Source organism: Mesotoga sp. Brook.08.105.5.1 (assembly GCF_002752635.1).
Taxonomy (GTDB): domain Bacteria; phylum Thermotogota; class Thermotogae; order Petrotogales; family Kosmotogaceae; genus Mesotoga.
Genome location: NZ_AYTW01000005.1, coordinates 42,822 through 67,008, shown reverse-complemented (window position 1 = coordinate 67,008; position 24,187 = coordinate 42,822). Strand labels below are relative to the sequence as shown.

At 45.1% G+C, this 24,187-nt stretch carries 22 protein-coding genes, 3 tRNA genes, 1 other RNA gene and 1 riboswitch; of the genes, 20 read left to right on the top strand and 6 right to left on the bottom strand.

The annotated features are described in order from the left end of the window. Position 1: 1 nt before the first annotated feature. Positions 2–100: riboswitch (purine riboswitch) on the top strand. Between the two features lie 31 nt (positions 101–131). Next, a complete protein-coding gene (gene guaA, locus V512_RS02045) occupies positions 132–1,637 on the top strand; it encodes a glutamine-hydrolyzing GMP synthase (protein WP_099828799.1) in 1,506 nt (501 codons plus the stop codon). Positions 1,638–1,827: 190 nt separating this feature from the next. Here guaA and V512_RS02040 read toward each other — a convergent pair. The 3 genes from V512_RS02040 to V512_RS02030 all read right to left on the bottom strand — a co-directional run bounded on the left by V512_RS02040 (position 1,828) and on the right by V512_RS02030 (position 2,081). Beyond that, positions 1,828–1,902 (bottom strand) — tRNA-Gly (locus tag V512_RS02040). 18 nt (positions 1,903–1,920) lie between these two features. After that, positions 1,921–2,005: transfer RNA gene (locus V512_RS02035), tRNA-Leu, on the bottom strand. Next, positions 2,006–2,081 (bottom strand) — tRNA-Lys (locus V512_RS02030). A gap of 172 nt (positions 2,082–2,253) precedes the next feature. On the opposite strand from V512_RS02030, the gene V512_RS02025 reads away from it, so the two are divergent. The 7 genes from V512_RS02025 (at position 2,254) to V512_RS01995 (ending at position 8,380) form a co-directional block, all read left to right on the top strand. Beyond that, positions 2,254–3,051, top strand: coding sequence for a type III pantothenate kinase (locus tag V512_RS02025; RefSeq protein ID WP_099828798.1), 798 nt, complete (start codon positions 2,254–2,256; stop codon positions 3,049–3,051). Next, positions 3,017–4,363 (top strand): B12-binding domain-containing radical SAM protein, encoded by a 1,347-nt coding sequence (locus tag V512_RS02020; protein WP_099828797.1) that lies wholly within the window; start codon positions 3,017–3,019, stop codon positions 4,361–4,363. Before V512_RS02025 ends, V512_RS02020 begins: the two co-directional genes overlap by 35 nt. Next, the gene (folK, locus tag V512_RS02015; protein ID WP_099828796.1) at positions 4,353–4,883 is read left to right on the top strand and encodes a 2-amino-4-hydroxy-6-hydroxymethyldihydropteridine diphosphokinase; all 531 of its coding nucleotides are present in this window, start codon (positions 4,353–4,355) and stop codon (positions 4,881–4,883) included. Before V512_RS02020 ends, folK begins: the two co-directional genes overlap by 11 nt. Beyond that, complete coding sequence (locus V512_RS02010; protein WP_099828795.1) at positions 4,880–5,389, top strand: hypothetical protein; 510 nt, start codon at positions 4,880–4,882, stop codon at positions 5,387–5,389. The genes folK and V512_RS02010 overlap by 4 nt, the downstream gene beginning before the upstream one ends. Beyond that, positions 5,379–6,284, top strand: coding sequence for a TIGR01212 family radical SAM protein (locus tag V512_RS02005; protein ID WP_099828794.1), 906 nt, complete (start codon positions 5,379–5,381; stop codon positions 6,282–6,284). The genes V512_RS02010 and V512_RS02005 overlap by 11 nt, the downstream gene beginning before the upstream one ends. 4 nt (positions 6,285–6,288) lie before the next feature. Next, positions 6,289–6,617, top strand: an RNA gene (gene rnpB, locus V512_RS02000) — RNase P RNA component class A. 20 nt (positions 6,618–6,637) lie between these two features. Further along, a complete protein-coding gene (locus V512_RS01995) occupies positions 6,638–8,380 on the top strand; it encodes a YgiQ family radical SAM protein (RefSeq protein ID WP_099828793.1) in 1,743 nt (580 codons plus the stop codon). Here the strand turns inward: V512_RS01995 and V512_RS01990 are convergent. Further along, positions 8,312–9,586, bottom strand: coding sequence for an ArsB/NhaD family transporter (locus V512_RS01990; protein WP_099828792.1), 1,275 nt, complete (start codon positions 9,584–9,586; stop codon positions 8,312–8,314). The genes V512_RS01995 and V512_RS01990 overlap by 69 nt on opposite strands. Before the next feature lie 123 nt (positions 9,587–9,709). Here V512_RS01990 and V512_RS01985 point away from each other — a divergent pair, with 123 nt between their 5' ends. Further along, the gene (locus V512_RS01985; RefSeq protein ID WP_099828791.1) at positions 9,710–11,107 is read left to right on the top strand and encodes a Do family serine endopeptidase; all 1,398 of its coding nucleotides are present in this window, start codon (positions 9,710–9,712) and stop codon (positions 11,105–11,107) included. 109 nt (positions 11,108–11,216) lie between these two features. On the opposite strand, the gene fabZ is transcribed toward V512_RS01985, so the two are convergent. Continuing rightward, complete coding sequence (fabZ, locus tag V512_RS01980; RefSeq protein ID WP_099828790.1) at positions 11,217–11,624, bottom strand: 3-hydroxyacyl-ACP dehydratase FabZ; 408 nt, start codon at positions 11,622–11,624, stop codon at positions 11,217–11,219. 132 nt (positions 11,625–11,756) lie between these two features. Between fabZ and fabK the strand changes: the two genes are divergently transcribed. Genes fabK through fabF form a run of 4 tightly spaced genes read left to right on the top strand, consistent with a single transcriptional unit; the run spans position 11,757 to position 15,140 of the window. Next, on the top strand, positions 11,757–12,710 hold the full coding sequence (gene fabK, locus V512_RS01975; RefSeq protein ID WP_099828789.1) for an enoyl-[acyl-carrier-protein] reductase FabK: 954 nt from the start codon (positions 11,757–11,759) through the stop codon (positions 12,708–12,710). Next, the gene (fabD, locus tag V512_RS01970; protein WP_099828788.1) at positions 12,704–13,639 is read left to right on the top strand and encodes an ACP S-malonyltransferase; all 936 of its coding nucleotides are present in this window, start codon (positions 12,704–12,706) and stop codon (positions 13,637–13,639) included. Before fabK ends, fabD begins: the two co-directional genes overlap by 7 nt. A gap of 27 nt (positions 13,640–13,666) precedes the next feature. Next, a complete protein-coding gene (gene acpP, locus V512_RS01965) occupies positions 13,667–13,915 on the top strand; it encodes an acyl carrier protein (RefSeq protein ID WP_099828787.1) in 249 nt (82 codons plus the stop codon). A gap of 1 nt (position 13,916) precedes the next feature. Further along, the gene (fabF, locus tag V512_RS01960; protein ID WP_099828786.1) at positions 13,917–15,140 is read left to right on the top strand and encodes a beta-ketoacyl-ACP synthase II; all 1,224 of its coding nucleotides are present in this window, start codon (positions 13,917–13,919) and stop codon (positions 15,138–15,140) included. A 118-nt stretch (positions 15,141–15,258) separates the two neighbouring features. On the opposite strand, the gene trmB is transcribed toward fabF, so the two are convergent. After that, positions 15,259–16,200, bottom strand: a complete 942-nt coding sequence (gene trmB, locus V512_RS01955) for a tRNA (guanosine(46)-N7)-methyltransferase TrmB (RefSeq protein WP_099828785.1) — start codon at positions 16,198–16,200, stop codon at positions 15,259–15,261. Between the two features lie 171 nt (positions 16,201–16,371). Here trmB and hpt point away from each other — a divergent pair, with 171 nt between their 5' ends. From hpt to V512_RS01920, 7 genes are read left to right on the top strand one after another with little or no spacing between them, the layout of a single operon-like run. Continuing rightward, positions 16,372–16,905, top strand: coding sequence for a hypoxanthine phosphoribosyltransferase (gene hpt, locus V512_RS01950; RefSeq protein ID WP_099828784.1), 534 nt, complete (start codon positions 16,372–16,374; stop codon positions 16,903–16,905). Then, complete coding sequence (locus V512_RS01945; RefSeq protein WP_099828783.1) at positions 16,905–17,216, top strand: hypothetical protein; 312 nt, start codon at positions 16,905–16,907, stop codon at positions 17,214–17,216. The genes hpt and V512_RS01945 overlap by 1 nt, the downstream gene beginning before the upstream one ends. Next, complete coding sequence (locus tag V512_RS01940; RefSeq protein WP_099828782.1) at positions 17,213–18,109, top strand: DegV family protein; 897 nt, start codon at positions 17,213–17,215, stop codon at positions 18,107–18,109. The genes V512_RS01945 and V512_RS01940 overlap by 4 nt, the downstream gene beginning before the upstream one ends. Further along, positions 18,109–20,466 (top strand): ATP-dependent DNA helicase RecG, encoded by a 2,358-nt coding sequence (gene recG / locus V512_RS01935; RefSeq protein WP_099828781.1) that lies wholly within the window; start codon positions 18,109–18,111, stop codon positions 20,464–20,466. The genes V512_RS01940 and recG overlap by 1 nt, the downstream gene beginning before the upstream one ends. 1 nt (position 20,467) lies before the next feature. Then, the gene (gene rsmD, locus V512_RS01930; RefSeq protein ID WP_099828780.1) at positions 20,468–21,025 is read left to right on the top strand and encodes a 16S rRNA (guanine(966)-N(2))-methyltransferase RsmD; all 558 of its coding nucleotides are present in this window, start codon (positions 20,468–20,470) and stop codon (positions 21,023–21,025) included. Beyond that, positions 21,022–21,471: a Mut7-C RNAse domain-containing protein gene (locus tag V512_RS01925; protein WP_099828779.1), complete on the top strand. Its 450-nt coding sequence runs from the start codon at positions 21,022–21,024 to the stop codon at positions 21,469–21,471. Before rsmD ends, V512_RS01925 begins: the two co-directional genes overlap by 4 nt. Next, a complete protein-coding gene (locus tag V512_RS01920; protein WP_243392215.1) occupies positions 21,468–24,182 on the top strand; it encodes an ATP-binding protein in 2,715 nt (904 codons plus the stop codon). Before V512_RS01925 ends, V512_RS01920 begins: the two co-directional genes overlap by 4 nt. Positions 24,183–24,187: the final 5 nt, after the last annotated feature.

Here is a 24,187-nt window from a genome sequence, read left to right as displayed (position 1 = left end):
GAGGTGATAGAATCCATTTACCCGTATAATCCCGCGAATCGGCGCGGGAGTTTCTACAGAAGGCCATAACCTTCTTTCTACGGCGTGCATTAATACTACCCCGCCTGGGGGTTTTTTCTTTCGGAGGCAAAATGGACAGGATTATTGTTCTTGACTACGGATCTCAATACACGCTCCTTCTCGCTCGACGAATACGAGAAATCGGTGTTCTTTGCACCGTAACAACTCCGGACTGCTTCACATTCGACAACAGCATAAGAGGCGTTGTTCTTTCTGGCGGCCCGCAAAGCGTCTATGAAGAAGGCTCTGCTGATGTCCCTGAACAACTACATGAACTCTCCGTGCCTATCCTCGGAATATGCTACGGAATGCACCTGCTGGCAAAACGAATGGGAGGGTTTGTCTCACGCGGAATTCGTGGCGAGTATGGCCTCACTGCGATATCTGTCGACACTAATCATCTTCGTGGAATCCCTAGTGAGATAGAAGTTTGGATGAGTCATGGAGACGAAGTAACCAGTCTACCTGAGAGTTGTTCAGTCATTGCCCGAAGCAGAAATGGAACGATTGCCGGATTCACGAACGGTAGAGACTTGGCCTTTCAATTTCATCCAGAGGTTCATCAAACTCAATATGGAAAGGAGTTGATAGAAAAGTTTGTACTTGGCATATGCGGAGCTTCTCGGGATTGGAAGATCTCTGATTTCGCGAATGAGAAGATTGGAGAGATCCGAAGAACCGTTGAAGGGAAAAAGGTTGTTGGCGGGCTTTCTGGAGGGGTTGATTCGACTGTAGCTGCAGCATTGACAACCAGAGCAATAGGCGACGACTTCATCGGAATCTTCGTAAATCATGGCTTGATGAGAAAGAACGAGGAACTTGAAGTCCCAGGAACTCTGAAGAGTCTCGGTATGAACGTTATAACTGTTGATGCGTCCCAAGAGTTTTTCTTTGCACTAAAAGGGATTGTTGATCCCGAGGACAAGAGGAGAGCGATAGGAGAGACATTCGTCAAGGTCTTCGAAAGAGAAGCAAATAAACTGAGTGCAGACTTTCTTCTGCAGGGAACGATCTACTCTGATGTCATTGAATCCGGCGCATCCTCCAGAAGTGCGGAGAAGATCAAGAGTCACCACAATGTTGGTGGTCTGCCTGAGAATATGAAACTGACGCTCCTCGAGCCAATAAGAGAACTCTTCAAAGATGAAGTAAGGAATCTTGGTAGATCTCTCGGCATAGATGAAACCCTGATTAACAGACAACCCTTTCCTGGACCCGGCCTAGGGGTGAGGATAATCGGCGAAGTAACAGCCGAAAGGGCAAGAATATTAAAGGAAGTTGACTCTATCTTTCTCGAAGTGCTTGAAGAATCGGGCGAAATAGAAAGGATCTGGCAGTCCTTTGCGGTGCTGCTCTCAATTTCAAGCGTCGGGGTTAAAGGTGACAAGAGATCATATGGTTCCGTAGTTGCACTTAGAGCCGTAGATAGCCATGAAGGCATGACTGCTTCCTGGCATGCGCTTCCTCATAACCTTCTTAGAGAAGTCTCTTCAAGGATTACGTCTCGGGTGAAGGAAGTCGGAAGGGTCGTTTTCGACATAACTGACAAACCTCCTGCAACCATCGAATGGGAGTGAGAAGAAGACGGTAACCCAGCCGGACAGCTATTCAGAAAACCAGTGGTGCTCAAAGCACCCTCATTGAGGTAGGTTTGCTTTCCAGTTTTTCTTACGAGAAAGCGCTTTCTGCTCTTTCAATGACCGAATAGATATCCGGGAACAGAAAGATAAGATCGTATAAAAAAGAAGACGCCTTCAGGCGTCTTCCTGGAGCGGAAGACGGGGTTCGAACCCGCGACCCCCTGCTTGGCAAGCAGGTGCTCTACCACTGAGCTACATCCGCATGAAGAGAATCATTCTCTGGTGCGAGAGGAGGGACTTGAACCCTCACAGGTCTCCCCACTGGATCCTAAGTCCAGCGCGTCTGCCAATTTCGCCACTCTCGCTGGTGACTCGCGCGGGATTCGAACCCGCGACCCCCTGATTAAAAGTCAGGTGCTCTACCTGCTGAGCTAGCGAGTCGCTCCCACTTACAGTCTCCAGCCTGCGCTGGCAGAAAGATTATATCATCACATCATCTGCCTATCAAGTGGAGAGAATTATTAAGATAATGTGAAACAGCAAGGATTGGCCAGAACCAATGCTAGTACAAAGAGTCCAAATGAGATGTTACTATCTAGCTAGGAGGTATAGAATGCTGTTACTTGCTGACGTGGGAAACACGACGACCGTTTTTGGTCTCGACAGTGGGAGCAAAATAGAGGCTGTATGGAGGCTTCCTTCTTTGAGGCTCGAGACGGAAGATGAACTATTCGTCATTCTTGAAGGACTCTTGAGGTACGAACAAGCTTCACTTTCGAGTATAAAAGGGCTTTGTGTGGCAAGCGTTGTTCCAAGACTAAACTCAACAATTGATTACTTCGCCAGAAAATATCTGTTGGAACCGGCCATGTTTGTCAAGGCCGATAGGTTTGTTTCTGTCGATCTGGAAACAGACAACCCTTCGGAAATTGGTGCCGATAGACTGGCAAACGTAATGGGCGCGAAGGAATGTTACGGAGCCAACGTAATCGTTGTCGATGTTGGGACTGCAATTACCATAGATATTGTTATGGATGGCGCATTTGCAGGTGGCGCAATTCTTCCTGGACCTGAAACGGCGATGTCTGCTCTCTTCTCCAGGACTGCAAAGCTGCCGGAAGTCGAGCTCTTCTTTGAAGACCACTACTTCGGAACGAGTACTGAGGACAACCTTAGAATCGGTATAGTAAACGGAACGTATTTCGCTCTGCAGGGAATTATTAGCGAAATCGAGAAGCAGTTTGATGTCAAGCCGAAAATCGTTGGAACGGGTGGAAAAGCACGTCTCTTCATTACTGAAGATGGGTTCATAGAAATGGACGACCCTTATCTAACCTTGAAGGGAATAAGATCCTATTACAATCGAGTGAAGTCATTTGAAAAGAATATTACTGATCAATCCTTGGATTGAAGATGTATCAGCCTACGATTACTGGCTAAAGCCTTTGGGGTTATTGTACATATCTTCTGCTCTGAAAACCCTTGGAGTTGAACCGGTCTTAGTTGACTGTCTTGATCGATACGATTCGGACCTTCTCTCATATTCCTCCGGTTCAGGTGAAAAATACTTCGGAACCGGGAAGTTCGTGGAAACCGTTGTTCCAAAACCAGACTGTATAGCTTCCATCCCAAGAAGGTTCAAGAGGTTCGGTTTTCCTGAAGAAGTATTCAGGAGCAAACTGCAACAACTAGACCACGTTGACGGTGTCTTCGTTACTTCTATGATGACGTACTGGCATTATGGAGTGAGCGACACAATAAGGGTTGTTCGCCAAGAGTTGCCGTCAATACCTATTGTGCTTGGTGGGGTCTACGCAACGCTGCTTCCGGAACACGCAAAAAGGAATGCAGGGGCAGATTTGGTCTGTCCCGGAACGGGAATGAAGCCTATAGAGAAGGCTCTGCTATTCCTCGGAATAAACAAATCTGTTCAGTCTGATTGGTTTGATGAGCTTAGTCCCGATTACTCGGCCTACGAATCTCCGCATTATGCTGTTGTAATAACCAGTCTAGGGTGCCCTTTCAGATGCGTTTACTGCGCAAGTAGTTATCTATGGCGCCATTTCTTAAGAAGAGATCCGACAAAGACTGCAGAGCATATCGAGTACCTGGTTAAATCATCGAATCTCTCAGACATTGTCTTTTTTGATGACGCGATTCTTGTTGGTGGCGGTTTCAAGACACTTATGAAAGAAATCGAACATCGTAGCATAAGAACAAGGTTTCACCTGCCTAATGGAGTGCACGCGCGATTTGTAGACAGGGAAACCGCAGATTTGATGTACGCTAATAACTTCAAGACGATTAAAATCGGACTGGAGACTTCAGATCGAGCCTTGCAAACTTCCACAGGGGGGAAAGTTTTTCTTAACGATATCTACAGAGCCGTCGATAACCTCTCAAAGGCCGGATTCACCTACAAGGAGATTAGCGCCTACATCATGCTGAATCTACCTGGACAGAGCGAAGAAGATGTACTGGACTCACTGAGAATCTGTGAAGAGTTAGGCCTGTCCCCAAGTCTTAACGAATTCACGCCTATACCAGGAACTCTGCAATGGAAAGAACTAATTGAAAGAGGTTCATTTGCTGAAGATATTGACCCACTACTTCTTGACAACTCGATCATTCCGCACTGGTGGAAGCAGGGATTCTCGTTGGACACTGTGCAGAGACTAAAAGAAGCGGCGTGGTCATTACGGAGGAAGTTGAGTGGAGAGTGATCTATTTCTCGCATTTGGTAGCAATATCGACAACAGACTGAATTACATCGCGGAAGCTTTCACAAAGCTCATCGAATTGGGATTGCCCCTTTTAGAGGTCTCGTCAGTATACACTACACAACCGTACGGAAACACAGAGCAGGATGATTTCCTGAACTGTGTCGGCAAGTTCCGTTACTCAGGAGATGTCAGGTTACTCATAAGAGATATTAAGTTCATTGAAAATGCTGTTGGCAGAGTTCAAAGATTCAGATGGAGTCCGAGGGAGATTGATATCGATATCTTGCTTCACGGAAAAACGGTTCTCCAGACAGTAGAGCTTACAGTTCCTCATAGCGATATAATTAATAGGAAGTTCGTTCTGGTCCCCTTGCTTGAAATTGATAGGGAGCTTAAGGACCCGAGAGACGGCACTCTCTTTTCGGATCATTTAGAGAGGCTGGGACAGGAGAGTTGGCCTAAGCCCTTCTTGAAAGCCAGACGCTTCAGAGAATTAATCGACCGGGAGGTGAAGAAATGAGAGGCAAACAATCCCGTTTCATCGTAGCGCTATTGTTTCTGGTAATTCTGGTTTCTTCCTGTGGAAGCTCCAGAGTTGACCTGGTACCTGGTAGGTTCGCAGGATTCACTATGAGTGGCTACATGGACATTTCAACGACTACAAGTGTTGGAGGCAGACTATTAGGCTTTACTCTTAATGAAGACTCTCTTCTTCTTCATAAAGAATTCGCAAAAGGAACGAAGGAGCTCAGCATATATATAGCGAAATTCGAGACCGCTTCAGGGACCACAAGTCTCTGGTATTCGCTGATTAGAGAAATTTCAAATGAATTCAGAGCGCTCGTAAGTGCGATACCGTGGATCTATGGAGAATTTTCGGGGAAGATCGATGGAGGATTTGTGAAGACGTGGTTCTCGGGAAAGTGGCTGTATTTGTTCATAGGTAGTTCCAAAGAGGAGGTAAACTCTGCAGTTGATGCCTTCAAAGAGTTCGAAAAGAGTCTGGTGAGATCCGTTGAATCATAAGCCCTACAAAGATCTGAAGACTCACCTGAGGCTTAAGTACGGCGAGTATGTTCATAGAGTCCCACTTGATGCCGGTTTTTCATGTCCTCATAAAGTCAATGGAATTGGAGGTTGCATATACTGCGATCCTTCGGGAAGCGGGTTCTCTGTTGACTCCAGTCTTTCTTTGAGGGAACAGCTCTTTCAAAGAATATCTCTTCTTAGAAAAAAGGGAATTGGAAAGTTCATGGCATACTTTCAGGCCAACTCGAATACGTACGCACCAACTGAAAGACTGAGAACAGTGTACAGAGAGGCTCTCATTGAAGATGTAGTAATACTGGACATTTCGACAAGACCGGATCTTGTGTCGGAAGAAGTACTGGATCTTCTGGAGGAGTTCTCCGAAGAAGTTGACGTTATTCTTGAACTCGGTCTTCAGAGCATTAATCCAAACACTCTGAAAGCTATTAATAGAGGACATACGCTTGCACAATTTGTCGATTCTTCATTGAGAGCGAGAAAGAGAGGTATTGAGGTAGTCACTCACGTGATAGCCAATCTGCCTTGGGATACCGAAGAGGATGTCTGCGAAGCGGCAAGGTTGATCTCAGTACTTGGTATCGAAGGAGTTAAGATTCACTCTCTGTACATTGTTGAAGGCACTGAGCTAGCGAGAATGTATAAGAAGGGAAAAGTGGACCTAGGTACTGCAGAGCAATTTGTGGAGAGAGTCATTCTCTTTCTTGAGCATTTGAACGAAAACGTAATAATCCACAGACTCGTCTCCGATCCGCCGATCGAAGGTACTCTCTTCGGTAACTGGGGAATGTCGAAGATCAAGCTCTTGAATATGATCGAGAGAAAGATGATAATTGAAGGTAGATATCAGGGCATTAAGGCCTTGGCAATCTAATCGGGAAGCGAAACGTGTGACCGCGGAAATTCCGAGGAAAGTCCGGACTCCATGGGCAGGGGCGCTGGGTAATACCCAGGGAGAGTGATCTCCGGAAAGGGCCATAGAAAAGAAGACCGCCTTAGGGCAAGGATGGAAAGGTGAAGGTAAGAGCTCACCGGCTGTCGGGCGACCGGCAGGCCTGGTAACCCCCGTCTGGAGCAAGTCCAAGCAGAAAGGGTCTGAGGATGCCCACCAAATCCCTTTCGGGTAGGATGCAAGAGGGCTATGGTAACATGGCTCCCAGATAGATGGTCACAGTAACAGAATCCGGCTTACGGTTTCGCTTCCCGTTTTTCTTTTTGGAGTGCCTTATGAATATACCAATGACGACCGAAGAGATGGTAGAAAGAAACTGGAACGTTCTCGATGTGATCCTTGTAACGGGGGATGCTTTTGTTGATCATCCTTCCTTTGGAACTGCAATGATAGCCAGGGTCCTTGAATCTGATGGGTGGAGAATTGGTGTTATCTCACAACCCGACTGGAGAACAACCACAGAGATCAGAGCGCTGGGAAGACCAAGACTCTTCTTTGGTGTGACCTCTGGGAATGCCGATTCGATGGTTGCAAACTATACTTCAACCGGGAAGAAGAGAAAGAGCGATGATTACACACCAGGAGGGATCGGGGGAAAGAGACCCGATAGGGCAGTGACGGTCTATGCTAACCTAATTAGGCAGGCATTTAAAGACACAATTGTAGTTATTGGAGGCATAGAAGCTAGTCTGAGAAGATTCTCTCATTTTGATTGGTGGAGCGACAGAATAAAGAAGTCGATTCTCCTTGATTCCAAAGCCGATTTGCTTGTTTATGGAATGGGAGAAAAACCGATTGTGGAAATTGCCAGAGAGATTGCTAATCAAGGAAGAGTGTCTCACAATGTAGAGGGTACAGCTTTCTGGTCAAGCGCAAAACCGGATGGAGTGGAACTCCCATCACATGAGTCTGTAGTCCGCAACAAGAAGGATTACTTCAAGCTCACCAGAATGATCCACGAAGAGACCGATGCCGCAAGAGGGAATCGGCTTTACCAGCTCCAGGATAACAGATATGTTGTTCAGAACAAACCGCCAGTTGTTATTCAAGAGGAGCTGGACTCATTCTACTCTCTTCCTTTCACTCGTACCGTGCATCCTGTATCTCTCTCCAAAGGTAGAGTTAAAGCTGTTGATACGGTACGCTATTCAGTGACGAGCCATAGAGGTTGCTATGGTCAGTGCAATTTCTGCGCAATTGCCCTTCATCAGGGAAGGACAGTAGTCTCAAGAAGTGAGACATCTATTCTTGACGAAGTCGTTTCTCTCACAAGAGATGGTAATTTCAGAGGAACCGTAACTGACATAGGTGGACCAACGGCGAACATGTACGGCTACGAGTGTTTGGTTAAGCTGAAGGCTGGAGCCTGCCGAACCAAGAGATGCCTCTTCCCGGAGGTATGCGGCTCTTTGGAACCTGATCATTCAAGATATTTGTCTCTTCTAAAAAGAGCGAGAGAAATTCCTGGAGTAAAACATGTATTCGTCTCCTCGGGCATCAGATATGATCTCATTCTAGGTGATAAAAGATACGGGAAGGAATTTCTGAAGGAACTAATGAAAAACCACGTCTCGGGGCAGCTGAAGATAGCTCCAGAGCACACAGTCGATCATGTGCTTGAACACATGTGCAAACCCTCGAATAAGATGCTGACTAGCTTTCTTGAAGAAGTTGATCGGCTATCAGACAGAAAAAACTTCGTTGTTGGTTACTTCATCGCGGCCCACCCAGGGTGCACGATTCGGGACATGGAAGAACTAAAGAGATTTATTCGAGAGAAAATGCGCTATAATCCTGAGCAAGTCCAGATTTTCACTCCTTCACCTTCGACACTCTCCACGGCTATGTATTACACTGAGATGACTTCAGAAAATGGCGACTCAATCTTTGTAGAAAAGTCCTCAGGTTCTAGAAAAGCACAAAAAGAGGTTTTAACTGAAAGACGAACCCTAGAAGGAAAACCTCACAAGGATATACGCAGTACCGGCAGCAAGGGTCATGATCGTCAACGGCATTGAAAACTTCAAGAAATCCGAATAACTCAGCTTTTCCCTTGAATGCTTTTCTATCAGTCCGACACCAACCATATTGGCTGCGGCGCCCGCAATTGAGAAACTCCCCCCAAAACACGCTGAGATCGATATCACCCACCAAACATCCATGGGAACTCCGTATTTTGCAGTCATCCCCTCAATAACGGGAATCATAAATGTTACAGCCGGCACCGCACCGATAAAACCGCTCATGAGTGCAGATAACCAGTAAAGTGTTAGAAAGAGAATGATCCTGTTGCCCGAAAGAGAACCAAGTAGATCGGAAATAGATGACGTAATACCTACTTGTTGGAGTGCCGACGCAAGCACAAACAACCCCATGAAGAAAAAGATCGTGTCCCATTCGATATCCTCAGACAGACTTGAAAAACTCTTACCGCTAAGGATCATCGCAGCAGCAGCACCGCCGAGGGCAATCAAAGATGGCTCAACTCCTATCAAGTCGTGCAGAAGGAATCCTGCTATTATTCCAAAAAACACGGTCAGCGACTTGTACAGTGAGGATTTTGAGACTATAGCCTTGTTGGGATCCATACTTGCAAGCCGCTGAAGTTTGTCTCCCATCAATCTATAACTCTTGAAAACCCTTCTGTCAAGAAAGACGACAGTAATTAGCAGTGCAATGAGAGTAATAGGGCCATCTATCCTTATGAAATCCATAAATCCGAATCCACTCGCTGAACCGACAAGGATATTGGGCGGATCTCCAATCAGCGTTGCCGTTCCTCCAACGTTTGCGGCGAGGACACCCGCAAGCAGGAAGTTTCTGGGGGAGACTTCCAGAGAATCCGCAACAAGAAATATTATCGGGGCAAAGAGAAGTATAGTAGTGACGTTGTCTAGAAAGGCAGAGAAAAGCGCAATTGTAACCATAAAGAAGACTAATAATGCTCTAACATTTCCCTTCGAAATCCTCACAACATGAACAGCCACAAACTCGAAGAACCCTGTTGTCCTAAGAGTGCCGACCACTATCATCATTCCGATAAGAATGCCTATCGTATTGAAGTCTACAAGAAAACCAATTTCCTTCATATCGAAGTTAGGTATTACTTTAGAAAGAAGTATGATTATACCTGCTGCAAACGCAACGGTAGATCTATTGAATTTACCAGATATTATGAGAATGTAAGCCAGAACAAAAACAACTAGAACGAACAACCACTGCATTTCGAGTCACCTCTCGAAAATGAACTATAACAGTATATCACCAACCAATTCCTTGAACAATGGACAAAAATTTTCAGTCAAATTGATACCGGAGTAGCCAACTCGAAGAAGGAGGTCAGAGTTATGAAGAAGGTTTCTGTAGTACTTGTTGTAGTTATGTTATCAGTGGCTTCTCTGGCCCTGGTTAATGAAGGCTACGAGAGCCCAGTTATTAACGTAGTTGAAGCAGCAGGACCAGCAGTTGTCAAAGTAGACGTTGAGGCGACAAGGAAATATTCCATCAGAGATCCTTACGGTTTCGAGGAATTCTTCAGGCGTTTTTTTGGTGAAATTCCCGATCAGAAGGTGACCGGCGTTGGGTCCGGGTTCATCTTCAGTAAAGATGGCTATATTTTCACTAACGAACATGTTGTCGCTGGAGCAGACAAGATATCGGTATCTCTTCTCGACGGCAACGTCTATCCGGCAAAGTATATTGGAGGAGACGCCGAACTAGACATTGCCGTGATAAAGATCGAACCGGACGGTGCCGATCTTCCCATTGTTGAAGTCGGTGACTCCGACTCTCTTAGGATAGGCGAATGGGCAATTGCGATAGGCAATCCTTTTGGTCTAAAACACACAGTTACCCTCGGCGTGATCAGCGCTGTCGGCAGGCAGCTACCGAAACCCGACGGTAACGGAGTCTATTCGAATCTTATCCAGACTGATGCAGCAATCAACCCCGGTAATAGTGGAGGTCCACTCCTCAACATTTATGGTCAGGTTATCGGAATCAACACAGCCATTATATCTCCCGACGTTGGGACTTCTCTTGGCTTCGCAATACCGATCAACGTTGCTATGAGATTCGTTGATTCGATAATCGAAACGGGATCGGTTCAGAGGGCTTATCTGGGAGTGTACATGGACTCCGTCACTGAGGCAATCTCTCGATCGTTGGGTCTCAAAGTTGATAAAGGCGCCTTAATAACCGATGTCGTACCTGACTCAGCTGCTGACAAGGCGGGAATTAGGCCACAAGACGTAATAGTCGGATTCGAAAATCTTGAGATCTCAAACTCCTCTGAGCTTAGAGCAGCTGTACTCAACTACCCTGCTGGTTCTCAAGTTAGAATCACGATCGACAGGTTCGGAGAGAGGATTGTTGTAACTGCAGTCCTTGGGACCCTTTCTCAAGAAAGTACTTCTTCACAGGAAGAGAGTGAAGAGCCAAAAGCTTTCGAGAGCTCTTTAGGCCTCTCGGTTTCCGAGATAACTCCTGAAGACAGAGAGCGTCTCGGCCTTTCTCAAGAGTTCAGAGGGATAATCGTTAGGAGTGTAAGCACAGAAGGAATAGTATACAGGCTGGGCATAGGGAAAGACGACATAATAACCCGTTTAAGCATAAATGGAAATCAGGTGGCTATTGATAATGTAAGTGCTTTTGAAGAAGCTGTTGATAGCATAAGAGAGGGAGATTACGTGGCTTTCTTCGTCTATAGAAGCGGCGTAAGATTCGTTGCTTCTTTCCAGTTCTAAAATGGAAATGCCGTCACCCTTCGAAGGTGACGGCTTACCCCCTTTAGTCCCCTGTGCAGGATCAACGCCTAAATTATAGCACAGGGGTTTTTTCTTTCCAAAATCATTGTTATAGCGAAGTGACAAGTAGAACTGCCTTGACAGAAAGTTTGCCATCTACAAAAGCTGTAGCATCTATTTTGGCAAGATTCATCTTTCTTCCAATCAGTCTGATTGAGTATTCAAGTCTGCATGGAGGTTTAACTATGGTCTTGAACCGTGCTTTTTCTATTCCTACGAACAAAGGGGTTGTCCCAGGCTTTAGAAGAAGAATTCCCGCCGTTTGTGCTAGACCCTCAATTATTAGTACTCCCGGGTAGATTGGGCACCCGGGAAAGTGGCCTCTGAAAACGGGATCATCTTCAAGGATATCTCTGTAAGCTTTAGCCTCCGTTTCTCCAATAGATGTTACACCGTCCACTAACAGAAAAGGGTCTCTGTGAGGAATTCTCTCTTGAACATACTCCTTGTCTTTCAAAGCTCTCCTCCTGTAGCGTTTCCGGTCAATAAGACCGCAAAGCGTCCGAAATCCATACTTTATTGGTCTCCTTGGGCCCTGGTATAGTGTTGCTGACTCTTTATCAGCATTTCCGTGCCAGGAGGAACGACATTGACGAGACAAAGAAGAACACTAACTGAACTATTAGGAATAAAGTATCCAATATTCCAGGGAGGAATGGCCTGGATTTCAGACAACGGCTTGGCAGGGGCTGTTTCAAATGCTGGCGGGTTAGGGATTATTGCTGGCGGAAGCCTTTCGGCGGAAGAGTTACAGACTGAAATCCGAAGAACAAAAGAGATCACATCAAAACCTTTTGGCGTAAATATTATGCTTCTCTCTCAGAACATCGAAGATCAAATAGAAGTTGTCTGCCGAGAGAAGGTACCAGTGGTAACGACAGGTGCAGGAAGCCCATCACGCATTATTGAAAGGCTCAAGTCTTCTGGGACTAAAGTAATCCCGGTTGTTGCTTCAACGGCACTTGCACGAAGGCTCGAAAAACAAGGTGCTGACGCAGTAATTGCCGAAGGAATGGAAGCCGGTGGCCATATCGGAAAGGTGACAACAATGGTTCTGGTGGCGGCCGTTGCATCCGTAGTAAAGATCCCTGTTATTGCTGCCGGCGGAATCGCTGATGGAAGAGGGCTCGTAGCAGCTCTTGCTCTAGGGGCAAGCGGAATCCAGATGGGAACAAGGTTCATTTGCACGACGGAGTGTTCGGCACACCATAATTACAAAGAAAGAGTTCTTTCATCAAACGAGCTTGATACAGTCGTTACAGGGATCTCAACCGGACATCCTGTCAGAGCCTTCCGAAATAAATTGACTAGGAAGATTGAAGAACTTGAAAGACAAGGTAACGGAGTCGAGGCAATTGAAAGAGTGGCGATTGGCGGCCTTAAAAGAGCCGCAAGAGAAGGTGATCTCAATTTTGGCTCGCTCATGGCCGGTCAATCTAGTGGATTGATCAGAGACATCAAAAGCGTAAGTGAGTTGTTGGAAGAAATCATCGGGGAAGCCGAAGAGGTCATCGAAGTTTTGGGAGGGATCAAGAGATGGTAGCATGGATATTTCCCGGTCAGGGGAGTCAGTACGTTGGAATGGGAAAGACACTGTTCGAGGAAAGCGCCATAATACGAGAATTCATTGGGCTCTCGGGCCGAATGCTTGGATTTGATATGTTAAGATTGATGCTTGAAGGTCCGGAAAGTGAGTTGACTCTTACACAGAATGCTCAGCCGGCTATTCTCTCTGTCAGCATCGCTCTTTCGGATTTCCTCTCGGAAAGGGGTGCTAAACCCGATATTGTAGCGGGTCTATCTCTTGGAGAATTCAGTGCGCTTACTGTTGCGGGATCACTTGAGTACGCTGATGCTCTTCGACTTGTCAGGTTGAGGGGAATAGCGATGCAAGAAGCAATTCCACCCGGTGAAGGAATAATGGCGGCAATCATAGGTTTACCCAATGAGGCCGTAGAGAAAATCTGCCTGGAAATCTCTTCTGAAGAAGAAGTTATCGTTGCCAATTACAACTGTCCAGGCCAGGTTGTGGTTTCGGGAACTACAGAAAAAGTGCGTTTGGTAACTTCAATGGCACTGGAAGCAGGTGCTAGAAAGTGCGTTGAGCTTTCCGTCAGCGCACCTTTTCACAGTCGATTCTTACAGCCAGTAGGCGATGTCTTGCGGGACTTTCTGAAGGACGTCAAGGTGAGTCCTCCTAAAATCCCCGTGATCTCAAACGTCACTGGCGACTTCTTCCCCGAAGATCCAGAGGAAATCAAAGAACTCATAATCTCCCAGGCATATAAGCCAGTTAAATGGGAACAATCAATAAGAAGAATGATACAACTTGGCTCGGACAGATTCATTGAAGTAGGACCCGGAAAGGTTCTTAGCGGATTTATGAAGAAGATTGATAGAAACGTTTCGATTAGCACAACAGATTGCGAAAGCCTTGAAGTAATAAGAGAATTCCAGGAAATCGTTAACTAAAATACTTTGAAATGAGAGGTGAGTTCAATGGAAAAGACGTCTACTGTACAGGAAAGAGTGATTTCGATCGTAGCAGAGAATCTGAGTATTGAAGCTGGAGAAATCGTCGGAAGTTCAAGATTCATAGAAGATCTTGGAGCTGACTCTCTTGACTTGGTAGATCTTGTAATGGAACTTGAAGACAAATTCGATATCCAGATCAGCGACAGTCAGACCGCAAGCTTCAAGACCATCGATGACGTTGTGAAATTCATAATCAAACTGGAAGAGAGATAGGATGAGAAGAGTCGTAATAACTGGAATGGGTGTAATTTGTTCAATAGGAAAGAACCTATCGGAGTTTTGGGAGTCGCTGAAATCTGGTAGATCTGGTATTGACTGGATTGACACTTTTGATGTCACTCAGTTTGGATCAAAGGTTGCTGGTCAGGTAAAAGACTTCGATCCTGTTGCATTTATGGGCAAAAAAGAAGCAAAAAGAAACGCAAGATTTGTTCAGATGGCTGTTGCTAGTGCTTGCCAGGCGTATGATGATTCCGGTCTGGACGGAAAGATTCCTAATCCCGAAAGGGCTGGGGTGGTCTATGGTGTAGGTCTAGGCGGAATGGATGTCATTGAGGACCAGCACTCCGTCTTGTTGGAAAAAGGCCCCTCGAGAATCAGCCCTTTCCTGATTCCCATGACTATCGCGAATATGGCACCAGGACTTCTCGCCGTACGTTTCAAGTTCAAGGGTACAAACTTCACTGTGTCCACAGCTTGCGCTTCTGGCACAAATGCGATTGGTGAAGCAACGAGGCTTATAAGAAATGGGATAATCGATATCGCGATGACCGGCGGTTCTGAAGCCACGATCACGCCCCTTGCTCTTGCCGGCTTCTCGAATATGACCGCCCTATCACGCGGAAATCCTGAAAATGCTTCAAGACCGTTTGATCGCGAACGCGATGGATTTGTTATGGCCGAAGGATCCGCAACACTGATCATCGAGGAATACGGGCATGCTTTGAAGCGTGGAGCAAAGATCTACGGGGAAATCGCCGGATACGGTTCAACCGATGATGCGTTTCATATCACTTCACCCGAGGAATCTGGTGATGGAGCTTACAGAGCTATGAAAATGGCTCTTGAAGAAGCCGAAGTTGACCCATCAGAAGTTGACTATATTAACGCTCACGGCACTTCTACGCCCTTAAACGACTTGACGGAGACACGAGCCATAAAGCGTCTATTTGGGAGTAGTGATGGGCTCAACATAAGTTCCACAAAGTCAATGGTCGGACATGCCCTGGGAGCCGCAGGAGCAATTGAATCTGTAGCAACTCTTCTTGCAATTCAGAACTCTTTCGTTCCACCAACGATTAATTACTCTATCCCCGATCCTGAATGCAATCTGAACTACACACCAAATTCAGGAGTTGATAGGAAAATCAACTACGCCCTAAAAAACTCATTTGGCTTTGGAGGCCATAACGCTTCTTTGCTATTCAAGAAGCTCTAACTATCTTAATCGGGCGGGGCGCTTCTGCGCCCCGCCATAACTATGATTTGCCCCGTTCAATGAAAGCGCTTCCTACTCTATTAAGAAAAGCAGAACTTCCCAAAAATGCGCCTCACTATTAAGCTCGACTTTCGTCACCAAGTATCCGAGAGAGCATTCTAAAGGCGAATTTTACCGCTCTGGTCCTAAAAGGTTTCGCTTGACTATCTAGTTGAATCAGCCAAACTTCTTCCCTTTTGGAAAGACTTATATAGAATCTTTGAGAATAGCCTCTGTCAACCGAAAGAGTCTCAATTAGAAAGACCTCATTATCAAGCTTTCTGTAGACCCCCATGAACTTGACAAACATCTCATCACTAGAAAACGACCGCCCTGCAACTCTATTAAGCTGGGACTTGTCGATGTTCTTCACCCACAAATGCGACAAGTTAACCACATCCTCTTCACAGTTCACTGCTTTGCTGTTTCTTCTACAGATGAGTCTGAATATCTCCCTCTGCATAGCCAGCCATTTTCTCTCGTATCTAGTTCCCACTCCGGCCGTTGGATTTATTTCGACTGTGACCGAATCGAAGAGACCAGTTAGGTCTACGCTTGAGCTCATCTCAGAGATGAATTCCTTCGAATCGGAGTAGAGCTGAAAGAAACCCCCTTTTTTTAGAACCCGCCCAATCTTCAAAACGAAATTGGGGTCGTTCAGCCGCCGATTTGAATGTCTTTTCTTTGGCCACGGACAGGGGAAATTCATATAAACACCGGACAGTGAATCCTTAGGAATTACGTTATTTAAACAGAAAGATGCATCCGTCAGAAGCACTCGGACGTTTTCTACAAGCTCTCTCTTAAGCGATTTAAGAAGTTTCTCTGTGCTTATTACAGACAACTCAACTCCCAGGAAATCTTTTGCAGAATTATCAATCGCTTTCTGAACAAGGAACTCGCCACTACCAAACCCCACTTCCAGGTATGTTTCGCTTTCCCTCCCAAAGACTGTCGGCAAATCTAGAGGAAGCTCATGTTCGGAAGCGTCGAGGTAATTAATCAGAAAATGCTGATCCATACAATCGCCCCATTCTGTAGGCAAAAAGATTAGCCAAGAAATCCGTGCAACTTCACAAGAAGGATTGTAACCTACTCAACCTCGCATTTCCACTTAATGCTTCAGAAGAATTGATAGTTTTATAGTCTTTCTGCGATGGTATAATTATCATGACTGCCGGAGGTGAAGGAAATGCTCTTTGATCCTGCTAAGATCGCGGTTCTTTACTCAGAAGAGGCCCTTGAGAGAATTGTTAGTAGACTTGCAGAAGAAATCAACAGTTACTACTCCTCGATTACTGAAGAGATAACGGCTGTCTGCATTCTGAAGGGCTCAGTTCATTTCTATAGCGATCTCCTAAAGAGACTTGAGTTAAAGGTGCGCTATAATTTCGTTCATGTTTCCAGTTATTCAGGAGTCTCCACTACGGGAAGAATTCGTGTGAAGACATGGGTGGATGAATCTGTTACGGACCGTTACGTTCTTCTTGTTGAAGACATAGTTGACACCGGAGGAACTTTGAGATACATAATAAACTATATCTGGAAGCAGAAACCGGCAGACGTGAAACTGGTCTCGCTCTTTGAAAAGACTATTCACGATCATGGTGTTGGGATAGACTTTACCGGCGAAAGAATAGGCGATCAGTTCATTGTTGGATATGGACTTGACTATGATGAAGTATACAGAAATCTACCTTACGTAGGTTATTTGAAAGGTGATTGATGAGAAGAGGCAACATTGTTACACTTGTTCTCTCTGTCTTACTTCTGAGTATCTGTATGATAACTTCTTTTTTTGCACTGAGTGTTGTGAACTCAAATCGCAAAAACACGCAGTTAATGCTTGAGGCTTCTGTAAAGAGGGGAGTAAGGGTTTCTGCCGAAAGACTTCTTCAGTTCAGCATAGATAATGGCAGACCACTTGCTGTGGAACTTAACGGCTATTCACTAGAGACTGATTTTGTCGATGGTAGATGGTGCGTGAGAATAGATAACGGAGACGACCAAGAACAGATTTTCGCCGAAGGAAGGTGAACGAATTGATTGCGGTATCCGTTGATTCAGGTTGTGCGCCAACGAGAAGTTTCGTTGAGGAGCATAAACTCTTTTTCATGGGAATGAAAATCATTATTGATGATAAGGAATATAACGACGAGTTTGACTTCATGGAGAATGTTTTCTACAATATCGTCGAAAGCTCCAGAGAGTTTCACACAGCTCAACCGCCACTCGGACAGGTTCTTGATTACTACAATGACATAAAGTCAAAAGGTTACACGAAGCTACTTGATATTCATTTCTCATCGAAGATGTCGGGTCTGTATGATACTTGCGTTATGGCCTCCAAAATGGTGGAGGGGCTAGAAGTCACAGTTGTTGATACCAGAAAAGTCTCTATTGGAGCTTATTTGATCGCTAAGAAACTTATTGAGTTAATAGAACGAGGGTTGGAGATCGATGAGGCAATATCGAGAGTGCCGGAGATAATTCAAGATACGTTCATGGAATTCAGCGTTCCCACGCTGAAATACTTGATAAAGAACGGAAGAATAGGAAAAGCACAGGGGCTAGCCGGAACCTTGCTCAACATCAAGCCGATTCTTTCAGTGGATGAAGAAGGATATATTAGTCCTGTGGCGAAGCTTAGAGGTATGAAGAAGTTGCAGGAGCAGATGGTTTCAAACGTCCTTGAGTTTCTCGAGAGAAGGAGAGAATCAGTTGTTTTGTACTCTATCTACGGGAGCGAGGAGTACTCGGATATTGCGAAAGAAACAACCGAAAAAACCGTCGAGTTGATCGAAGAGAATTTAGGCATCCAAAGAAATGAGATTGAACTTGTTGCCGGAAGAATCTGGCCAACAATAGCCTGCCATAGCGGACCCGCAGTCTTTGGCCTGGCGTGTTACGGGGAGAAAGAAAGAAAGTAATGCTTTTTGAGCAAGTCCTTGACGAATGTGAAATGCTTTTCGAAGCTTCGCTCTCAGGAAGAGACAATGAAGTTCTCTTCTCTGAACTGAAGCGAATCGTATCTCAGACAAACAAAGAGGAGTTTTCCCGATTTCCCTTACTCAACGAATACTTGTCCAAATTCGTCTCCTACTTCTCGAAAAGCGAAGCGCTCAGTCAAGATAGAAGGAAAAAGAGACTAATAAATGGACTCGAAATGGTAGCAAAGTTGAGAAGGATTTTCCTTCTGCGAACTGTTGACGAAATCGAGGCGCTACTAGGAAGGCCCGTGTCACCCTCAACACCCATAAAGTATGCTTACTCAGTCGGTGAAGCAAGATCCAAAATTCTTAAGAGAATGGATATCGAAACAATTGGTGATCTGATCTATTACTTTCCGAGAGACTACGAAGACCGAAGGGTGATTCTCCCGATTTCGTCACTTTCAGCTGATTCCAAGGTAAGTGTAAGGGCGAGAATACTTAACTTCTCAGTTAAGAAGGTTTCAGGCTACACGATAATCTCTGCAGTCGCAGGCGATGGCTTCGGTCAACTGCTTCTCAAATGGTTCAATCAGGACTACATTCTACAAAAGCTCAAGAAAGACAAAGAGTATCTCATTCACGGATTGGCAAAGAAGACCCCATTTGGTCCTCTGGAGATGAACTCTCCGGAAATCGAAGAAGTGAATGGCGAAGTCTCGGGGGAGATTCTGCCCGTCTACTCCCTTACTTCAGGAATCTCTATGAAAATGATGAGGAAAATAACCAAGCGCAATCTTGGTGTTGTGAGATCCCTAGAAAACCTTATCCCTCTGAAGATCAAAGAAAGAAGGCAGCTCCTCGAAAGAAAGCATTCATTCACTGCGATACATTTTCCCAAGAGCATGTTCGAAGCAAGAAAGGCTCGCGAAACGCTTGCATATGAAGAGTTTTTCTTATTTGAGATAGCAGTTCTTTCTCGTAGAAGACAGATAAGGTGTAAATACCAAGGCCTACCTAAGGAAATCGCCGGGATTCTCGCCGAAAGACTTGTAGAGTCACTGCCCTTTGAGTTAACAGAAGATCAGGTAAAGGCTTTCAGAGAGATAAGAGATGATATGAGGGCCACCTCGCCAATGAGCAGGTTGCTTCAGGGAGATGTGGGCTCTGGAAAGACACTTGTAGCCGAACTGGCAATCACAGACAACTATGAAGCTGGATATCAGAGCGCCTTGATGGTTCCAACGTCTGTCTTGGCAATGCAGCACTTCGAAAAGTTGAAGAAGGATCTTGAACCGCTAGGTATCGACGTCGCACTGTTGACTGGTTCACTCAAGAAGACTGATCAGGAGAGTATCAGAACCAGATTGACAAAGGGAGAGATAGACGTAGTGGTTGGAACCCATTCCCTAATTCAGGAGGGTGTGGAGTTCAGAAGCCTTGGTCTTGTTGTGGTCGACGAACAGCACAGATTCGGAGTTAAGCAACGTGAAACATTGACTTCAAAGGGGAGACTTCTTGATAGTCTTGTCATGACTGCGACCCCTATCCCCAGAACACTTGCCTTGACGGTATACGGTGATCTTGACGTATCAACAATTCATACGATGCCAAAAGGAAGATCGCCAGTACGAACGATACTGCTTGCCCGAAGCAGGATAGATCATCTCTATTCATTCATTTCGGAGGAAATAAAGATGGGTCATCAGATTTTCTTCATTTATCCTCTCGTAGAAGAGTCAGAGCAAGTAGACCTGAAAAATGCAACAGATGAAGCGGCAAGGCTAAGAGAGAAAGTCTTCCCTGGTGCAGGAGTGGAACTGCTCCATGGAAGACTAACCGACACCGAAAAGCAAGAGATTATGCAGAGATTCAAATCAAAGAAGAGCATGATTCTTGTTTCCACAACTGTTGTTGAGGTAGGAATTGATATACCTACGGCAACCGTTATGGTTATTGAACACCCCGAAAGATTTGGAATGGCGCAACTTCACCAGCTCAGAGGACGTGTAGGAAGAAGCAATCTCAAGTCGATTTGCGTCATGCTAATGAACCGGGCGATTTCGGGCGAAGCGCTCTCGAGGTTGAGAGAGTTTGCTTCGACCGCAAGTGGATTTGATGTTGCTGAGCTCGATCTTAGACTTCGAGGCCCCGGTGAGTTCGTTGGTTTGAGGCAGCACGGAATGCCTCAATTTCTTCTCGGCGACATTGTCGATGATCAAGATCTCCTTTTCAAAGCCAGGGAAGATGCTCAGGAAACTATTGAAAGAGACCCCGATCTTCTGGAGCATGGAGCTCTCAGAATCGAAATGCAGAGGCTATACTCGGAAAGAGTAAGATTGATAGAGGTTGGATAGTATGTTGGTCATAACCGGAGGGAAGTGGGCTAGACGATCTATAAAGACTCCTCCAAGGAGGAGTACAAGATATACACCTCAGTCCGCCAGAAAGGCCCTTTTCGATATAGTGGACGTGAGCTCGAAGACCTTTCTTGATCTCTTCTCAGGAAGCGGAATAATTTCTTTTGAAGCATTGAGTAGAGGCGCAATAGATGTAACATCAGTTGATTCATCAAAGAAGGCATGTCAATCAATTCTCGAAAGCAAGAATGGACTTGATCCTTCAGCGGACTTGAAAATAGTCTGCTCCGACTTCCGCAGAGCCATCCCTTCCCTCGTAAGAAAGGGTGTTGAATTTGATATTATCTTTGCAGATCCCCCTTTTGATGAACAATATACCAAACCTCTTATTGAATTGCTAGAACAAAACTCTGTCGTTCTAAACTCTAGAAGTCTCCTGATAGTCGAAACTTCAAAGAGAGAAAGCGATTCTCTTGCAAGAACCGGTACTCTGTTTAGGCTTATCGATCAAAGAGAATATGCAGGGATAGTATTCTCGATCATGGTGAAGAAATGAAGTTCCTAGTTGAAGACTCTCTTACAAAGCTGGCGAAGAAGCTCCGGTTTCTTGGCTTCGACACCGAGATATGCTCAAGAAATGAGATTGAAGGAGCTGTCAGCAATCGAGACGTATTTCTTACCAAGAGCAGGAAAGCTCTCGAAATTGCAATGAGATTCAGGATCAGATGTTACCTTATCAAATCGGAGAACTGGAAGTCGCAACTGAAGTCGGTCGTTCACAGGTTCAGGATAAGTCACAAAGATATCGATTTCCTCAGCAGATGTTCAAAATGCAACGGCGAGCTAGAAATAGCCTCTCTTGAAGATCTTTGCGGAGTACCGGACTACATACTACTTACAAAAGAGAACTTCTCAAAGTGCAAGAATTGCGGTCATATCTACTGGAAGGGAAGTCATGTTGAGCACATGAGAATGATAATAGAGATTGTCGAGAAGTGGTGATTGAACTGAGAGGAACGGGGTTTGAAACATCTTCTGATGAGATAATCCAGAGAATACTGAAAAGAATAGCGCTGGAAATCTCATCGGAACCATCACTCTTTATTCTGGAGAAGTACCGGGATGTCTTCAAGGAAGTGAATTTCAGAGAAGGATTCACCCGTACAGGAAGGGAAATTGGATTGAATAAGAATCCCTTTCTGAGAGAACTAAACAAAGCTGATGTGTTCGAGAAGGAGATAGTCCTTTCTACTCATCTCGAGGAACATAAGGAAAAGGTTAAGTTCATAGGTTTGTTTTGCGAGGGTGAACCGCTCGGCCTTTTGACCTTCCCTACAAAATCTAAAGTCAAAGGCTCACTCGGAAGCTGGATAAAGGAGCTAGAAATGGCTCTGCACTATTCAATCAAGAGATCGCTAGAAGAAGAAAGCTACAGGAGACTGAAGCTTGTCTCTCGATTAACTTCGGTTCTCGAAACGGAAACCGATTCGGAAGAGCTTGTATATAGATCTCTTGAAATTGCCAGAGAGATGTTAAGGGTTAGATGGATCTTCTTTCTTGAAAGGCTTGACACCTCATTTCACCTTAGGGCAGCGATTGGTGAAGGAACAAGTCCTTTACGAGGAATAGAGATGAGTATTTCCGATGAGCAACTTGATGCTCTCTCAAGAGAGAGGCTTTTTGTTTCAGCCAAGAAGTCGGATCTTTCATCAGTGATCTTCACAGAAGAAGTCTCCGTAGGTTCGTTCATAGCAGTTCCACTCTTGGTCGAGGGAATGGTAGTTGGATTGATTGTTGCTGCCGATAGAGAAGAGGTAGAAGGTGAATTCAGAGCTTACAAACACCTTGACAGAGAAGATTTGAAGATGCTTGATGATATGAGTAGAAGGATGGCAGTTGCCATAAGTAGGTTAAGACTTACTTCTCGACTGGAAATGGAAGTGAGAAAACTCAGGCAGCTCGGAAAGAAGCATGAGGAACTAATAAGCGAACAGAAAGAGCAACTCTTCAAATTGAGCGTGCTTCACAAAATCACAGAGGCAATGAAGAGAAGCCTTGACAGAGAGAGAATAATTAGAATTCTTCTTATGGGCGCAACCCACTCCTCCGGACTTAAATTCGATAGAGCAATATTCTTCAGAGTGGATAACGCACGTTCTGTTCTTGTTGAAGAGAGCAAAATGCTCTCAAAAAGCAGAGAAAACTCGGACAGATCAGTGTATAGCGATCTAGCAAGATATCTTCAGGATGTGTCGTTTGAGGAATCTTCAAATGATGAAAATGAATCTAGGGCGTTGATTTCTTACCCGGGTAATATCATCCTTGAGAGAGTAGTCCTGAGGAAGAAAATCGTTCACGTCACACCCGAAATGCTTAGGCTGAGAGGGGAAGAGTTGGCTCTTCTCAATAGGATCATCGGTTCAGATGAATACTTGATTGTTCCCGTATCCGGTGAAGAAGAAGTATTAGGAATTCTGATAATCGACAACAGTGATTCAGGAAAGAGAATCAGCAATGCCGATACGGAGATTCTCGGGTTGCTTGCCGACAGCACAGGGGTAGCTCTGGAGCTTACGGAGAACTACGAGAGAATTGTCCAGATGGCTGAGAGCCTTGAGAAGGAGAAAAACCTATCTAATTACTATCGTAGGTTTGTATCAAGTATTCTTCAGTCTCTCGAATCGGCAATAATCGTCTGTTCGGTTGAAGGCAAAATAACAGAGGTAAACAGAACCGCTGAGTTCCTTCTTGACGTCAATAGAAATGACATTATCGGAAAGAGCATCCAGTCCATGAATTTGAAACTCGACGGTATCATCGAACTACTCTTTGACGCGATGAGAATTGGAGAGACGATTACTTTGACTGATCAGCATTTTAACGCTTTTGGCGACAAGTATTTCGATGTTCAAATAACACCTTTGAGAGAAGAGAGAAGAAAGAAGCTTACCGGTGTGATTCTATCTCTAGATGAAATAACTAGAAGAAGAAAGCTGGAACAGGAGTTGAAAAGCAGAGAAAAACTCGCTGCTCTCGGAGAAATGTCTGCCAAAGTTGCTCACGAAATCAGAAACCCCATCACGATAATCGGCGGTTTTGTTAAGAGGATTCTGGCCTCTTCCGACAGGGAAAAAACTAGAGAATATGCGAAGATACTTATGGAAGAACTCCGTAGACTCGACAGCATAGTTGGAGAAGTACTAGAAGCCTCGCGAAGAAGGAGTGTAACAACGGACGAGAAGTTCGATCTCGTTTCCATAACACGCGAGATACTTGCCGGTTTTGAAGAAAAAGCCGTCCAAGAAAGTGTTAAACTTGTTCTATACTCAAGAAAAGATGAAATTGAGTATTACGGCAACAAAGACAGGATTAAACAGGTAATAATTAACCTTGTTCAGAACGCTATTGAGGCTTCTGAAAGTGATGGTGAAGTACGGATAACTATTCAAGAAGAAGATGATAGTATAAACTTTTCCGTCTGGAATGGCGGAAGAACGATACCAGAGGAGACGTTGAAGCGTATCTTTGAGCCGTTCTTCACTACCAAGACCTTTGGCACGGGTCTAGGACTTTCGATATGCAAGAAGATTGTTGAGGAACACGGGGGAGAGATTTCCGCTTCAAGCGGAAGCGGAGGAACTAACTTCACTTTCAGGTTGCCGACTAGAAGAGTTGGGAGGTTTGATCTTGAAAAAAAGAGTGCTGATAGTTGAAGATG

Bases quoted from the DNA above. Each gene is read 5' to 3' on its own strand.
- guaA (WP_099828799.1), top strand. From the start codon at position 132: ATGGACAGGATTATTGTTCTTGACTACGGATCTCAATACACGCTCCTT.
- V512_RS02025 (WP_099828798.1), top strand. From the start codon at position 2,254: ATGCTGTTACTTGCTGACGTGGGAAACACGACGACCGTTTTTGGTCTC.
- V512_RS02010 (WP_099828795.1), top strand. From the start codon at position 4,880: ATGAGAGGCAAACAATCCCGTTTCATCGTAGCGCTATTGTTTCTGGTA.
- V512_RS01995 (WP_099828793.1), top strand. From the start codon at position 6,638: ATGAATATACCAATGACGACCGAAGAGATGGTAGAAAGAAACTGGAAC.
- V512_RS01990 (WP_099828792.1), bottom strand. From the start codon at position 9,586: ATGCAGTGGTTGTTCGTTCTAGTTGTTTTTGTTCTGGCTTACATTCTC.
- V512_RS01985 (WP_099828791.1), top strand. From the start codon at position 9,710: ATGAAGAAGGTTTCTGTAGTACTTGTTGTAGTTATGTTATCAGTGGCT.
- fabD (WP_099828788.1), top strand. From the start codon at position 12,704: ATGGTAGCATGGATATTTCCCGGTCAGGGGAGTCAGTACGTTGGAATG.
- acpP (WP_099828787.1), top strand. From the start codon at position 13,667: ATGGAAAAGACGTCTACTGTACAGGAAAGAGTGATTTCGATCGTAGCA.
- fabF (WP_099828786.1), top strand. From the start codon at position 13,917: ATGAGAAGAGTCGTAATAACTGGAATGGGTGTAATTTGTTCAATAGGA.
- trmB (WP_099828785.1), bottom strand. From the start codon at position 16,200: ATGGATCAGCATTTTCTGATTAATTACCTCGACGCTTCCGAACATGAG.
- hpt (WP_099828784.1), top strand. From the start codon at position 16,372: ATGCTCTTTGATCCTGCTAAGATCGCGGTTCTTTACTCAGAAGAGGCC.
- V512_RS01945 (WP_099828783.1), top strand. From the start codon at position 16,905: ATGAGAAGAGGCAACATTGTTACACTTGTTCTCTCTGTCTTACTTCTG.
- recG (WP_099828781.1), top strand. From the start codon at position 18,109: ATGCTTTTTGAGCAAGTCCTTGACGAATGTGAAATGCTTTTCGAAGCT.
- rsmD (WP_099828780.1), top strand. From the start codon at position 20,468: ATGTTGGTCATAACCGGAGGGAAGTGGGCTAGACGATCTATAAAGACT.
- V512_RS01925 (WP_099828779.1), top strand. From the start codon at position 21,022: ATGAAGTTCCTAGTTGAAGACTCTCTTACAAAGCTGGCGAAGAAGCTC.